At 44.2% G+C, this 12990-nt stretch carries 9 protein-coding genes; 4 read left to right on the top strand and 5 right to left on the bottom strand.

What is annotated here, in order from left to right; genetic code table 11:
• The first annotated feature begins 721 nt into the window (after window positions 1–721).
• A complete protein-coding gene (locus tag WBA89_RS17745; RefSeq protein ID WP_424408531.1) occupies window positions 722–1957 on the top strand; it encodes a CHAT domain-containing protein in 1236 nt (411 codons plus the stop codon).
• Window positions 1958–2065: 108 nt separating this feature from the next.
• Here WBA89_RS17745 and WBA89_RS17740 read toward each other — a convergent pair whose 3' ends face one another.
• From WBA89_RS17740 to WBA89_RS17730, 3 genes are all read right to left on the bottom strand, one after another.
• Window positions 2066–2755 carry a response regulator transcription factor gene (locus WBA89_RS17740; protein ID WP_424408529.1) on the bottom strand — a complete coding sequence of 230 codons (690 nt, stop codon included), beginning with the start codon at window positions 2753–2755 and terminating at the stop codon, window positions 2066–2068.
• Window positions 2756–2757: 2 nt separating this feature from the next.
• Window positions 2758–4206, bottom strand: coding sequence for a sensor histidine kinase (locus tag WBA89_RS17735; protein ID WP_424408527.1), 1449 nt, complete (start codon window positions 4204–4206; stop codon window positions 2758–2760).
• A 66-nt stretch (window positions 4207–4272) separates the two neighbouring features.
• Window positions 4273–4887 carry a cupin gene (locus WBA89_RS17730; RefSeq protein ID WP_424408526.1) on the bottom strand — a complete coding sequence of 205 codons (615 nt, stop codon included), beginning with the start codon at window positions 4885–4887 and terminating at the stop codon, window positions 4273–4275.
• Window positions 4888–5342: 455 nt separating this feature from the next.
• Here WBA89_RS17730 and WBA89_RS17725 point away from each other — a divergent pair, with 455 nt between their 5' ends.
• From WBA89_RS17725 to WBA89_RS17715, 3 genes are all read left to right on the top strand, one after another.
• A complete protein-coding gene (locus tag WBA89_RS17725) occupies window positions 5343–6074 on the top strand; it encodes a YHS domain-containing (seleno)protein (protein ID WP_424408524.1) in 732 nt (243 codons plus the stop codon).
• Between the two features lie 488 nt (window positions 6075–6562).
• Complete coding sequence (locus tag WBA89_RS17720) at window positions 6563–7264, top strand: DUF4079 domain-containing protein (RefSeq protein WP_424408523.1); 702 nt, start codon at window positions 6563–6565, stop codon at window positions 7262–7264.
• A 343-nt stretch (window positions 7265–7607) separates the two neighbouring features.
• Window positions 7608–9338 carry an NAD(P)H-quinone oxidoreductase subunit 4 gene (locus WBA89_RS17715; RefSeq protein ID WP_424408521.1) on the top strand — a complete coding sequence of 577 codons (1731 nt, stop codon included), beginning with the start codon at window positions 7608–7610 and terminating at the stop codon, window positions 9336–9338.
• Between the two features lie 511 nt (window positions 9339–9849).
• Here the strand turns inward: WBA89_RS17715 and WBA89_RS17710 are convergent.
• Window positions 9850–11823: an ABC transporter ATP-binding protein/permease gene (locus tag WBA89_RS17710; protein ID WP_424408519.1), complete on the bottom strand. Its 1974-nt coding sequence runs from the start codon at window positions 11821–11823 to the stop codon at window positions 9850–9852.
• Between the two features lie 237 nt (window positions 11824–12060).
• Window positions 12061–12918, bottom strand: coding sequence for a DUF1361 domain-containing protein (locus WBA89_RS17705; protein WP_424408517.1), 858 nt, complete (start codon window positions 12916–12918; stop codon window positions 12061–12063).
• Window positions 12919–12990: the final 72 nt, after the last annotated feature.

The following is a 12990-nucleotide window of genomic DNA, read 5'->3' as shown; positions in this document are numbered from 1 at the left end:
TACTAATGGTGGAACAGCTCCACAACCGAATGCCGGAAACAATACGCCTCCTAATATTAATGGTGGAACAGCTCCACAACCGAATGCCGGAAACAATACGCCTCCTAATATTAATGGTGGAACAGCTCCACAACCGAATGCCGGAAATTTAAATACACGCCCTAATGATAATAATAAAGATATCTCTCAAGGACCTAATATGCGGAATCCAAATGCCCCTGCGAGTAATAGTAATGGTGGAACAGCTCCACAACCGAATACGGGAAATCTAAATTCCCCTCCTAATAATATGCAGTTGCCTCCTCCCAATATTGTTCAAAATACTCTTGTACCCAATATCCAACCCAACTTTCCTATCAACGAACAGCTTATTCCTAGAAACTCTGCCGTGCCTATTATGAACAATATGGAGTTGTTGTCTACTCGCAGTATAATTGACAACTTGCCTGCAAATAGGAATATCGATAGAAATTCTATTATTAACGATGTCCGGCCAAATTCTATTGTAAACGAAGAGATTAATTCTAACAGAAATTTAGGGAGTAATCCTAATAATGTTCAGGTATTTAATTCTAGAGGTTTTGCAGATAATTCCCCACAACCAGCGGCGGAGAATATAAGTGAAACACGAGGTCGCTCTGGGGAGAATCTGCCACCCAGTGTCCCAAATATTCCCACAGTTGGAGCGAATCCTCCTGGCAATCTTCAAGCTCTTGCTAATATGAATTCCCTGTTATCATTAGATCAAAATCGGGCAGATCAATATGCTGATTATTTTGGCAATGGCTCTACTAATCCAAATCTTACTGCTGAAAATATACGCGAAACTTTGATTAAAATTGCCTCTAACCCTCAAACTGGTAACAATCGATCGGCAATTATTTATATCAACTTATTTGCAGATAGAGTAGAACTATCAATGTTAGGTACTGATGGTTCTGCAATTATAAAAACTGTACGAGAAGCTAACCGGGAAAGCGTCCTAGAATTAGCACAAAAATTAAGGGCAGAAATCTCTAATCCCCGGCAGCGGAACACCACCAGCTACAAACCTTTTGCCGAGAAACTTTATGGTTTGCTGATTGCACCTTTAGAAGCAAACTTGCAGGAGCAAAACATTAATACGCTACTATTTTCAATGGATGCAGGTTTGCGAAGTCTTCCTTTAGCAGCTCTTTACGACGGCAAACAGTTCCTTGTTGAAAAATATTCGTTCAGTCAGATACCTGCCTTTTTTCTCACAGATACCAGCTATCAATCACTTCAAAATGCTTCAGTTTTAGCAATGGGTTCTGCCGAATTTAATCAGCTAGATCCGCTGCCTTCCGTGCCAACAGAATTGAATACTATTGTAACTTTGTGGCAGGGTAAATCTTTTTTAAACGAACAATTTACTCTGAATAATTTGCGATCTCAACGCCGTCAAAACCCTTATCAAATAATTCATTTAGCAACTCACAGCGAATTTAAACCAGGAGTAGCCAGCAACTCTTTTATTCAATTGTGGGATGCAAAACTCAAATTAAACGATCTCAGAAAGTTAGGATGGAGCAATCCACCAGTGGAGTTGTTGGTGCTTTCTTCTTGTCGCACAGCATTAGGAGACAAACAAAGCGAATTGGGTTTTGCTGGTTTGGCGTTTCAAGCAGGAGTTAAGTCAGCTTTAGCGAGTTTGTGGTACGTTTCAGACGAAGGTACTTTGGCATTGATGAGCGAGTTTTACCACCAATTAAAAACAGCGCCGATCAAAGCTGAAGCTCTCAGACAAGCACAGATTGCTATGATTAAAGGTCAAGTTTCCATCGAAAATGGAGTATTACGAGGCCCGTTTGCTGTCTCCTCCCAACGCGGAGGTGAAAACAGCTTGCCACTGCTAAAAATCGAAAGTGCGGGCGATATCAATCTCAGTCACCCCTATTTTTGGGCTGCTTTTACAATGATTGGCAGCCCTTGGTAAGATGATATGTCGATCGCGAACCATGAGTTTGAGTAATCATCCCTGATTTTTGGCTTTTTTCTCGATCGTACTGCAAATTTAAGTGCGGAATGTGGGCGATAACTAAAATCAGGAGGGGACGCGATGCTCTCGCAACACGTAGCCAACTCCCCGAACCGTATGCAGCAAGCGTTTTGAGTTACTTGCTTCTAACTTGATCCGCAAGGCGCGAACATACACTTCAATAATATTTGATTCGCCCATAAAATCGTAACCCCAGACTTTTTCTAAAATCCGATCGCGCGTAATGACTTGACGGGGATTTCGCAGCAAAAATTCTAACAAATCAAACTCTTTAGCCGTGAGTTCAATTAGTTTATTTTCTCGATAAACTTCGCGGGTTAAACAATTTAAGATTAGGTCTTCAAATTCTAAGCTATCCGGGTCATTTGGTTGGAGGCGACGCAGCCGTGCTTTGACTCTCGCTAGAAGTTCTTCGATACTGAAAGGTTTAGTCACATAATCATCAGCGCCAGCATTTAATCCGGTTACGCGATCGGGTACTTCATCTTTTGCTGTTAACATAATTATTGGTACTTGCACGCCAGTCGATCGCAACCTCAAACAAATATCCAATCCAGAGATACCCGGAAGCATCCAATCTAAAATTAATAAATCAGGTTCAGCCGTGCGGGCGATCGTCAATCCATCCAATCCATTGCCGGCGACAGTGACGTGATAGCCTTCTAGAGTAAGTTCCGATTCGATGAACTTCGCTAGTTTAGGGTCATCTTCAACCAGGAGAATGCGATCGCCCATAATTACACTTTCCAGATAGGTAAGGTGATAGTAAAAATACTACCTTCTCCCGGTTTCGATCGCAGCGCGATACGTCCTTCCATACCTTCGATCAGGCTTTTGGCGATCGCCAATCCCAACCCTGTACCGTCTCTAGAGCGCGTCACCGACTCATCCACCCGGTAAAACCGCTCAAAAATCCGGTTTTGATGGGAGAGAGAAATGCCAATTCCGCGATCGCCCACATGAACCATCACCTGCTCTTCCCTCTTTTCTAAGACTAACTCCACAGGTTGTTCGGAATCAGAATACTTGATAGCATTATCAACTAAATTAAGTAAAACTTGTTGCAAGCGATCCTGATCTGCACAGGCTACAACATCTTCATCAGTTGGTACTAAAATAATTTTTCTATTGCTCACTTTTTGACTCATTTCTGCCACTTCAGCCACCAGAGTATTCAGCATCACCGGATTCAACCGAAAGTGCAAATTCCCACTATCAGCCCGTGCCAAATCCAGCAAATCTTCTAACATCCGAATCGTGCGTTCTGTTTCGCCAACCGCTGTTTCTAGTGCTTGCTGCTGATAGTCATTTAAGTTAGTGCTGCGCCGCAGCAAACTTTGTAAATAACCGACTACAACCGTTAGAGGAGTGCGTAATTCGTGAGAAACATTACCGACAAATTGGCGCTGTTGCTCCCAGGAACCCGACAATCTAAACAACATTTCATTAAAAGTTTGTGCAAGTCCTAAAATCTCATCAGGAGCCTGATGCAGTTGAAGTTTTGCCGCCTGCAAATTATCAGCAGACAAAGTGCTAGCTACCTGACTCATGTGTTCCAAGGGACCCAGAGCATGACGGATGCGACTGGCGATCGCCAACATTAACACTAATATTACCACAATACTCACAACAATTAAACTCCGAATCCCATCATTTAATTGACGTTGCTCGTCAGTGATATCTTGAGACAAATATACCCTACCCAGCAACTGATTTTTGATTTTCAGAGGTGTGCTACAAATCACCAAATAGCGATCGTCCACCCGCACAAAAGTCGGCTCAGCGGGTACTTCCGTCAACGAAAGCATCTTCCTAATCTTAGAAGATTGCAGATCCATATCAGGTGAATTCACCAAAAGCATCCCGTCATTTCGCTTCACCCACACCATAATTCCTCCTGTAGAAGCTTTATGAACGCTGCGGGTTAAACCAATTTCTAGCGAACCCATTTCACTATAAAGTTCAACCTGTTCGGGAAAACGCATCCCCATATATTCCAGCGTTTGTTTGTGAGCGCCGACTAGATTTTGCGACCTTTGCCAGCCGGCCCAAAATGCCACACTGCTAAGTCCTAAAATCGAGAGTACCAGCAATTCCAGCGTCAGGCGAAACTGAAGCGAAGAAGTGGAAATTCGTTTAGCCGTAAAATGATTAATAGCAGCTAGAAATTTAGTTATATGCTTCATTCAATTTACCAATTCCCAATTCCCAATTCCCAATTCCCAATTCCCAATTATAATCAGAATGCTTGCTTAAAAATTTTCTGCCGTGCCTTGAATCTGGTTAAATTCAAAGCGTCGATCGTAATCTGTTTCACCATAAATATTAAAACTAATTGTTGGTTCATCTCCGATTGCCTCCACATGATGAATTGCATCGGGCATCAAGCACAAAATGTCACCAGATGCAAGCAAAATATCGCCCGCTGTTTTGATTTTATTGGGAAATTTAGCATTTGGCGATCGGTGCCAAAAAGTATTTTTTTCCTGTCCGCTAAGTAGCGCCACCAGCCCCCAACTAGCATGATTGTGAATTGGAGAAACAGCCCCCGGAGCCCAAGCTACCAACTGCACCGTCAGAGGAAAAAATGGTTCATCATAAAGTGTTTGTACTGCCCAGCCTGTCTCAGAGTCAGGCTCTAAAAGAGCAATTTGAAGCCAGGAAGAACTATCTAACAACCTGCGAACAAGGGGACAAATTGCCTGGAGTCGTAAATAATCGTCACTAATTTGCTCTAATACATCTTCCAACTCAGTTAAAAAGCGGTAAATTCGGTAAGGATGAGTCAAATCTTCAATTTGACTGCTAGTCTCACAAACCTGGTACTGTCCATCATCCGTCACTAACCAGTCTTTTCCTGCGATCATTGTTCAACTCGCGATTAAATTACTGAACTACTAAAAGATAGTCAGGGTTAATCTCCAGTCTATAAGATATTCCTGGCAACTAGATGATGCCTTCCTAATTCTTAGATGAATTTTTGCTGAAGAAACCGAGAGATATAGCAATCCTAAATGATTGTCTGTAGGGACACGGCATTGCCGTCTCCCGGACACGGCACTGCCGTGTCCCTACAGATGGATTTTGGGGAAATCACATTTATGTTCGCCGCACGTGATAATGATTTAGGATTGCTATAAAACATTCAGAGTTTTATCTCCCATCCATCTCTTCCTCATCTAGCACTCATTTTCTTGAGTGTTAATGTAAATAACCTCAAGTCTTGAGGACAACAAAAAGCCAGCCGATTTGCCACAGAGTAATAATTCTCAAGCTAATCTCTGGCGTGGAACTGCTAACAATTTATCGGAAAATTAAACAGATGAAAGTAAAATACTTTACCACGATCGCGATTGCCACTATTCTAGGCTTGGCAACAGCTAATGTTAGCTACGCCAACTTCAAGGCTGCCACAAACTCAAACTCTACAACCGTTTCATTCAAGATTGCAGAATCAAATCCTTGTGCGGGTAAAGCCAATCCTTGCGCTGGTAAAGCCAATCCTTGCGCGAGTAAAGAAAACCCTTGTGCGGGTAAAGCCAATCCTTGCGCTGGTAAAGCCAATCCTTGCGCTGGTAAAGCCAATCCTTGTGCTGGTAAAGCCAATCCTTGTGCTGGTAAAGCCAATCCTTGCGCTGGAAAAAGCAGCACAACAACCGTTCATCCTAAGTATTACACCGAAAATGGTATGGCTCTTGACGGTCAGGATGTCGTAGCCTATTTCACCCAAAGCAAGTTAGTGATGGGAGTTAGCCAATTCAAACATAATTGGGGTGGCACAACTTGGATGTTTGCTAGTGCAGCAAACCGCGATATGTTTGCTAAAAATCCTCAAAAGTATGCTCCTGAATACGGTGGATATTGCGCCCAGGCTGCCAGTGAAGGGAATCTTGTTGCTACCCAACCTGATGCCTGGAAAATTGTTAATGGGAAGCTTTATCTCAACTACGACAAGAAAGTACAGGCAGAGTGGATGGGTGATATCCCCGGTCACATTGCTTTGGCAAATAAAAATTGGCCTGCTATTCTGAATAACAAAGAACTGTTCCGTTAAGGATCGAAAACTTAATAACTTAAACACCTCCTACAGTCCTCTCTCCTGTAAGTTGCCTTAAAGGAGGCGGAGCCTCCGGATCTGCATTACCAGGCAGAGCCTGGTAACGAGCAATCGCTTAAGTTATTAAATTTTCATTCCTAAGATCGAATAGGACTTAGGCAATTCGATCTATTGTGGTACAGGTATCTTGCCTGTTCATCAGGATCTATTGTGGTACAGGCATCTTGCCTGTTCCTCAGAGGGCGGGACGGGCACCGCGCCAATTTATAAATTTTGCTCAAAAAGAATATGATTTTATGGCTTAATTATTTGAGCTTTCATCGTCGAGACAGTGCTGGCAGAAACCGGATACCAAGCCACCACAGTCATGTTCTGTTCGGTTCGGTTATTTTAGCGGGGGGACTGGTGGTGGCTTGGTTTTCCGGTAACGGCACTTTCGATCGTCTCTTTGCTCAACTGCAAGCAATAATGAAAAGGCGCTGTATATGGAACTTAAAGATTTTCTGGCTTTGCTGCATCCGATTTTAGCTGTAGCGATCGTTTTTCCGATGCTTGGTGTGGTGCTGAATATGGCTTGGCAAACGATGCAGCGCCGCAAGCAAGTTGCATCCGGGGACAAGAGCAAAATTCCCCCAGCAGTCGGTTCAGAACACCTGAAAGCAGGTAGAATTCTGTCTGGTTCGGTGGTAGGAGTGACGTTGTTGGGTTTAGGGTACGCGATTTTTGAGCATATTTTGACCGAACAAATTTGGAGCAAAAACTCGTTTCAAGTCGTTTTCATTGTGCTGATGTTTGTGGCGACTGTTGCTTCTTTGGTGATGCTGTACCGAGCTGAGCCTGCTTTGTGGCGCGGCATATTTGCTACTTTGACTGGTGCTGGTTTGGTGATTCTTGGCACTCAAGACGGTGTTTATCGGCGGACTAATGAATGGTATTGGTCTCACTACTACATTGGCATCGCTGCGGCGCTGCTGATGGTGTTTTCGCTGGCGATTGTTCAAGATATTTACAAAGATCGATCGAATCGGTGGCGCACTGTCCATGTCATCTTGAATTCGATCGCTGTGCTGCTGTTTCTGGGACAGGGAATGACGGGAACCAGGGATTTGTTGGAAATTCCTCTGAGCTGGCAAAAACCGTATATTTATAGCTGTGACTTCGCCAATAAGACTTGCCCGAAACCGTAAGCAGGAGTATCTGTGTTTTGTAAAAAGGATTTTTTGGGGCTGGGCGATGCTAGAAATACAAGACACAGATGCTCGCCGCCGCCTTACTGTCATTTTTGGGTTCCCGACTTCACAAGCCTTGTCCAGAGAGGTTTAGAGCCACTTTAGCTGCTATAAAATGTTTGAGTCCGGCTAAGGACTGCTGAATAAAATAACTGCAAAAACTATTGACATTTGCCGCAATCTATGCTTTTGCTAGCCGCTGCGGTGTTTGTCAAAAAAATATATTTACAAATCTTAAGTTTTACTTAAATTTAGTATTATAATTGTGGTAACTTCCAACTAAGTATTTATTCTCACTATCATGATAGCGGATCAATTTCCTTGGCTGACCGCAATTGTCATCCTACCCCTCATAGCTGCCGCCGCCATCCCTTTTTTGCCGGATACTGACGGCAAAACAGTCCGCTGGTATGCTCTGAGCGTTGGTATTGCAGACTTTGTATTAATGTGCTGGGTGTTTTGGACTCATTACGATCCGAGCATCTCTACTTTCCAAATCGTCGAGAAATATTCCTGGATACCTTCTTTAGGGATCAACTGGTCTGTTTCGGTTGACGGGCTGTCGGTGCCGCTGGTGTTGTTGGCGGGATTGGTGACTACGCTATCTATTTTTGCTGCATGGGAGGTCGATCGCAAGCCGCGATTGTTCTACTTCCTAATGTTGGTGATGTATTCGGCACAAATCGGAGTATTTGTCGCCCAAGACATCATGCTGCTGTTCATTGTCTGGGAATTAGAACTAATTCCGGTGTACCTGCTAATCTCGATTTGGGGCGGACAAAACCGCCGCTACGCAGCTACCAAATTCTTGATTTACACCGCAGGCGCTTCCATTTTTATTTTGATAGCTGCCTTAGCAATGGGATTTTACGGCGGAGGAAACGTTACCTTCGACATGGTAGAACTCGGCTTGAAGGACTACCCGCTGGGTTTAGAAATCCTGCTTTATGGCGGATTGTTCATTGCCTTCGGCGTAAAACTGGCGATTTTCCCCTTTCACACATGGCTGCCTGATGCCCACGGCGAAGCATCTTCTCCCGTGTCGATGATTCTGGCCGGCGTGTTGCTGAAAATGGGCGGCTACGGACTGATCCGCCTGAATTTGGAACTTCTTCCGAAAGCACACATTTACTTTGCACCGATTATGGCGGTGCTGGGTGTTGTTAACATTATCTACGGCGCGCTGAATTCCTTCGGCCAATCGAACATGAAGCGCCGCCTTGCGAATTCGTCGATTTCTCACATGGGATTTGTGCTGCTGGGTATCGCTTCCTTCACCGATTTGGGAATCAACGGGGCGCTGCTGCAAATGATTTCCCACGGTTTGATTGCTTCAGTATTGTTTTTCCTAGCTGGCGTTACCTACGATCGCACCCATACAATGGTGATGGACGAGATGGGCGAGATTGGGAAAGTGATGCCGAAAGTTTTTGCCTTGTTTACCGCAGGCGCAATGGCTTCTTTGGCACTCCCCGGCATGAGCGGTTTTGCTAGCGAATTGTCAGTGTTTGTAGGCGTTGCAACTAGCGATGTTTACGGCACTTCTTTCCGCGCGGCGATCGTGTTTTTGGCGGCGGTGGGAGTGATTTTGACTCCGATTTATTTGCTCTCGATGCTGCGACAGTTATTTTACAACTGCGGGACACTGGCGGCTTGCGACCTTGAGGATCTAGATTTGCGGAATCAGCGTGAGAATCTGGATGAAGCGGTTTGTTTCGGTAATAGTTGCGTTTTGCCCGGTGATGCACAGTTTATTGATGCTAAACCTCGGGAAGTGGCGATCGCATTTTGCTTTTTAATCCCGATTGTTGGCATTGGTTTTTATCCGAACATGGCGATGCAAGTCTACGACGCTAAGACTGTGGCAGTCAACGCAGAAGTCCGCGAATCTTACGTTCAAATCGCTCAAGCAAATCCTCGGATTTATGCAGAGAGATTTTTACTTCCCAAAATTGCACGAGCTCAAACAGCGCCTGCTGTGGGCAAAATTACCGGGTCTGAATCAGCGTCGGTTTTCGGTATTGTCAAATAATTTTTTGGAATTCTGTTTTTGTTGAACCTTGGGCGATCGCTTTTTTAACTGGTTTTTTTGACTGGGGCGATCGCTTTTTTGTTAGCACTGAATTTCGGCAATAATCTGCGCCAGATTTTTCTTGGCACATCCCACATCAAGCTTAGAAAAAACTTGAGTTAAGTTAGTTAAAAATTCGTCAAGGTAGGAATCTCGGCTGTACTAAAAATCTATCTTCTATTATATTCTGTGAGTTTTAGTCGGCGAACAATTAAATCGGTCAACGTTCAGCTTGCTTTTTGCTGTTTGGGCCGTTTTAGAAATTTTTAATTAGGATCGAAAACTTAATAACTTAAACACCTCCTACAGTCCTCTCTCCTGTGAGTTGCTTTCCTCAAAGGAGGCTCTTCCTCCGCACCTGCATTACCAGGCTCTTCCTGGTAACGAGCAAACCCCAGTCAACAGTCAACAATCACCTGACGGTGCAACCGGAATTGATATAAATTCACAATTGCTCAAATGCAGCCATCTATCAACCAAACACGCTCGCAGTATCGCGGTATTCTTCGGCAGAAACCACCCGCCAACTTTCATCGCCCAAAAGTTCCAAAACCTGCTGGTGATATTTCAACAAACTCAATCTGTGGCCGACACTCACAAAGGTAGTTTTAGTTGCTTGCAACTGCTCGTATAAATGTTGCTCGTTCTTCAAATCCAAAGCACTTGTCGCCTCATCCAAAATAGCGTATCGCGGTTCTGTCAGCAACAATCTGGCAAAAGCTAAACGCTGCTGTTCTCCCAGCGACAAAATCTCGTGCCAATCTAAATCTGCATCAAAACCGCCCAATCTGTCCGGTAAATCTGCTAAGTTTACTGATGCCAAAACATAGCGCAATTTTTCCTCATCAACCTCGCTGCTGGTGTTGGGATAGAGAAGTTGCGATCGCAAACTGCCCAAAATCATATAAGGACGCTGCGGCAAAAACAACATTTCCCCAAGTTCCGGCCGCACCAAACGACCCGTGCCCGAGTCCCACAAACCCGCAATAGCCCGCACCAAAGAACTTTTTCCAGCACCGCTTTGACCGACAATTAACAGTCCTTCTCCGGGCGACACCGCTACCGACAAATCCCCAATCAAAGTCTTTTGATGCTTGGGAGTATCTAAAGTAACGTGTTCCAGCGCCAACCGAGAATCAACTACTACATCTATAACAGTTTCTCCGGCACGAGATACGGCTTTTTCTGCTTCCAAAGTATCTGTAAATACAGTCAAGCGATTGATACTAGCTGCAAAAGAACTCAGCGGTTGAATCTGAGTGACAATCACTGAAAAAGCGCCTAAAACCTGACTGAAAGCAAAACCTGCTTGCGTGATATCTCCAAACTGGATTGTATCGGTTTTGTCAGAAAAGTAAGCAGGAGCTAGAAACAAAGCCGGAATAATCACCACAGCATATCCGTATCCCGTTGTAAAATAATCCAGATTGCGCTGCCAGCCAATGAGTAAATTAAAATTGCGGAATACTTCTACGAACCGCTGCTTTATTTGTGTCGATTCCTGTTCCTCCCCCTGGTAAAAAGCAATAGATTCGGCATTGTCGCGAATGTGAACCAGTCCGTAGCGGAAGTTAGCTTCTTTTTTAAGTTGATTAAAATTAAGAGGTACTAATTTTTGACCAAAAATCAGAGTGGCGACGGTTCCCAAAATAGCATAAACTATCAGGAATATCGAAAGTTCTTTGGATATTGACCACAGGATACCTGTGAAAGATATAACGTCAACGATTGAACCGAGGACGATCAGCAAAAAAAACAAACTTGTCTCGGTAAATGATTTGACATCTTCGGAAATTCGCTGGTCTGGATTGTCGATTTCCTTGTTAGAATTTATTTCGTAATAAGCCCGATTTTGAAAATATTTGTCGAGGAACTTATTTGTCATCCACTCTCGCCAGTAGAGACTTAATTTATCTCGGATATAGCGGTAAATTACTACAATAGGAGTGCCGAGTACAAAAACCCCTGCATAGACAAACAGATACTTCCAGTAATTGAGCTCGTCTTTTTTAGCTAGTGCTGTGTTAAAAAAGTTACCGACATAACTAATTATTACATTTAGACCGCTGACTGACAGCGACAAAAATAGCAGCAAAGTCAATAAAGCCCAGGGCTGCCAGTGCCTGGTCAGTCTGTCTTTAAACCAGACAAAAGCACTCAAAGGAATAATTAGCATTAAAGCCACGATCGCAACTGCAGGCGAATTAATAATTCCTTTCAACAAGGTAATCAAGCCGGCCGCAATACTATTGACAAAATCAGGAAAAAGAGCAACACCCCCCAGACATACAGCGCTGAGGAGTACAAACATCGCAGCGAAGAGAAATATCAACAGCAGCGCGACTAATCCTAAAAATATTCTGCCTCCCCCTGGCTGTAAAGGATAAAAGTAAGGCTGAGCGATCGCAATAAATCTCTCCCACAACTGACGGTCAAATCGATTCATCTTTGCTTTTTACAAAACTACTTCGGCTTTTATAAGATAGCAACTTTTCTTTTCCATTGTCGCAGGAATTTATTGGCGAGTTGAGCGAAGAAGTTGTTCTCATATTCTATCCTTCGAGAATGCTCGAACCCGATAACCGTTATTTTACCGGAAATGAGATCGGGCACAGAGGAATACTTGTTTTCTGAATGAAGTCGCCGAGAGCAAAAAAGTTGGGATGTTAGTTGTGGAACTCATCTAAAATCTCAAATCGATGGAATCGGCAGAATTTGCGCTTTCGCCGATCGACTCCGACTCGGATTGACTGCTGTAAAATCGCTGGCTGATGCCCAAAATAACTTGTTTCATCACCCAATACAAAACCGCAATTACTACAAATGTTGCAGCCATTACTAGAACCGGACGCTTACCAATCAAATCGTTCATGACGGTGTTAACCAGCGCATCCGGGTTAGTCAGGATGTCCCAAGTGTTGAAGCGGATAAATCGCCCTAAATAAATGCCGATCGCCGAAAGTCCGTGTACGATCGTCTCGGTGGCGAGGATAAATTTACCCCAGCCCTGTTGCTTGAGATAGTAACCCAAATTCATCACCGACAGCACGTAAGCTCCAAACCCGACCAGCATAAACGCCAGATACTGCGGAATCAAAGCCAGAGTCACAATCCACACCGAGTTGCCCTCTTTAATCTGGCGGATCAGGTGAATGATATCAGTTAAAACGTAGGGTGCGTTGGGCAAAAATGCGATAAACCAGAAAAAGCCGACCCACCAGCGGAGAGAGCGAACTCCGCGCTGCCGCAGTACCCAGATGTCTACAGCCATCAGTGCGAGTGTAATGACGATCGCCCCCAAAACGTAAGTTTTGCCCACATCTTGGACAATGTGCCTCAGATAGCCTAAAACCTGGCGCGTGCTGGGCAAAAAAGTAGCGCCCAGGAGAAAACCCGTACCCCACAGCAGCCAGCGCGATCGGGGTTTGCGGAACAGCCAAAAACTCAGCGCCAGCGGTAGTAAACCTAAAAACAAATTCCAAGACATCCAGCGGACATTGTGTCCCATTGCTTCGAGCGCTTCCAGGATTAATCCCATCATGTCAGTTTTTATCTCTTTAAAGGTTGATGCAGCACCGCTTTTCTAGCAGCTTGGATCTATCTTAGGTTAACT

The sequence above is a fragment of the Microcoleus sp. genome, assembly GCF_049646505.1.
Taxonomy (GTDB): domain Bacteria; phylum Cyanobacteriota; class Cyanobacteriia; order Cyanobacteriales; family Microcoleaceae; genus Microcoleus.
The sequence above is the reverse complement of the archived record's forward strand: the minus strand, read 5'-3'. Positions and strand labels throughout refer to the sequence as shown.

Coding starts and splice junctions, on each gene's coding strand:
- WBA89_RS17740 (WP_424408529.1), bottom strand. CDS start 2,755: ATGGGCGATCGCATTCTCCTGGTTGAAGATGACCCTAAACTAGCGAAG.
- WBA89_RS17720 (WP_424408523.1), top strand. CDS start 6,563: ATGGAACTTAAAGATTTTCTGGCTTTGCTGCATCCGATTTTAGCTGTA.
- WBA89_RS17715 (WP_424408521.1), top strand. CDS start 7,608: ATGATAGCGGATCAATTTCCTTGGCTGACCGCAATTGTCATCCTACCC.
- WBA89_RS17710 (WP_424408519.1), bottom strand. CDS start 11,823: ATGAATCGATTTGACCGTCAGTTGTGGGAGAGATTTATTGCGATCGCT.
- WBA89_RS17730 (WP_424408526.1), bottom strand. CDS start 4,887: ATGATCGCAGGAAAAGACTGGTTAGTGACGGATGATGGACAGTACCAG.
- WBA89_RS17745 (WP_424408531.1), top strand. CDS start 722: ATGAATTCCCTGTTATCATTAGATCAAAATCGGGCAGATCAATATGCT.
- WBA89_RS17725 (WP_424408524.1), top strand. CDS start 5,343: ATGAAAGTAAAATACTTTACCACGATCGCGATTGCCACTATTCTAGGC.
- WBA89_RS17735 (WP_424408527.1), bottom strand. CDS start 4,206: ATGAAGCATATAACTAAATTTCTAGCTGCTATTAATCATTTTACGGCT.
- WBA89_RS17705 (WP_424408517.1), bottom strand. CDS start 12,918: ATGATGGGATTAATCCTGGAAGCGCTCGAAGCAATGGGACACAATGTC.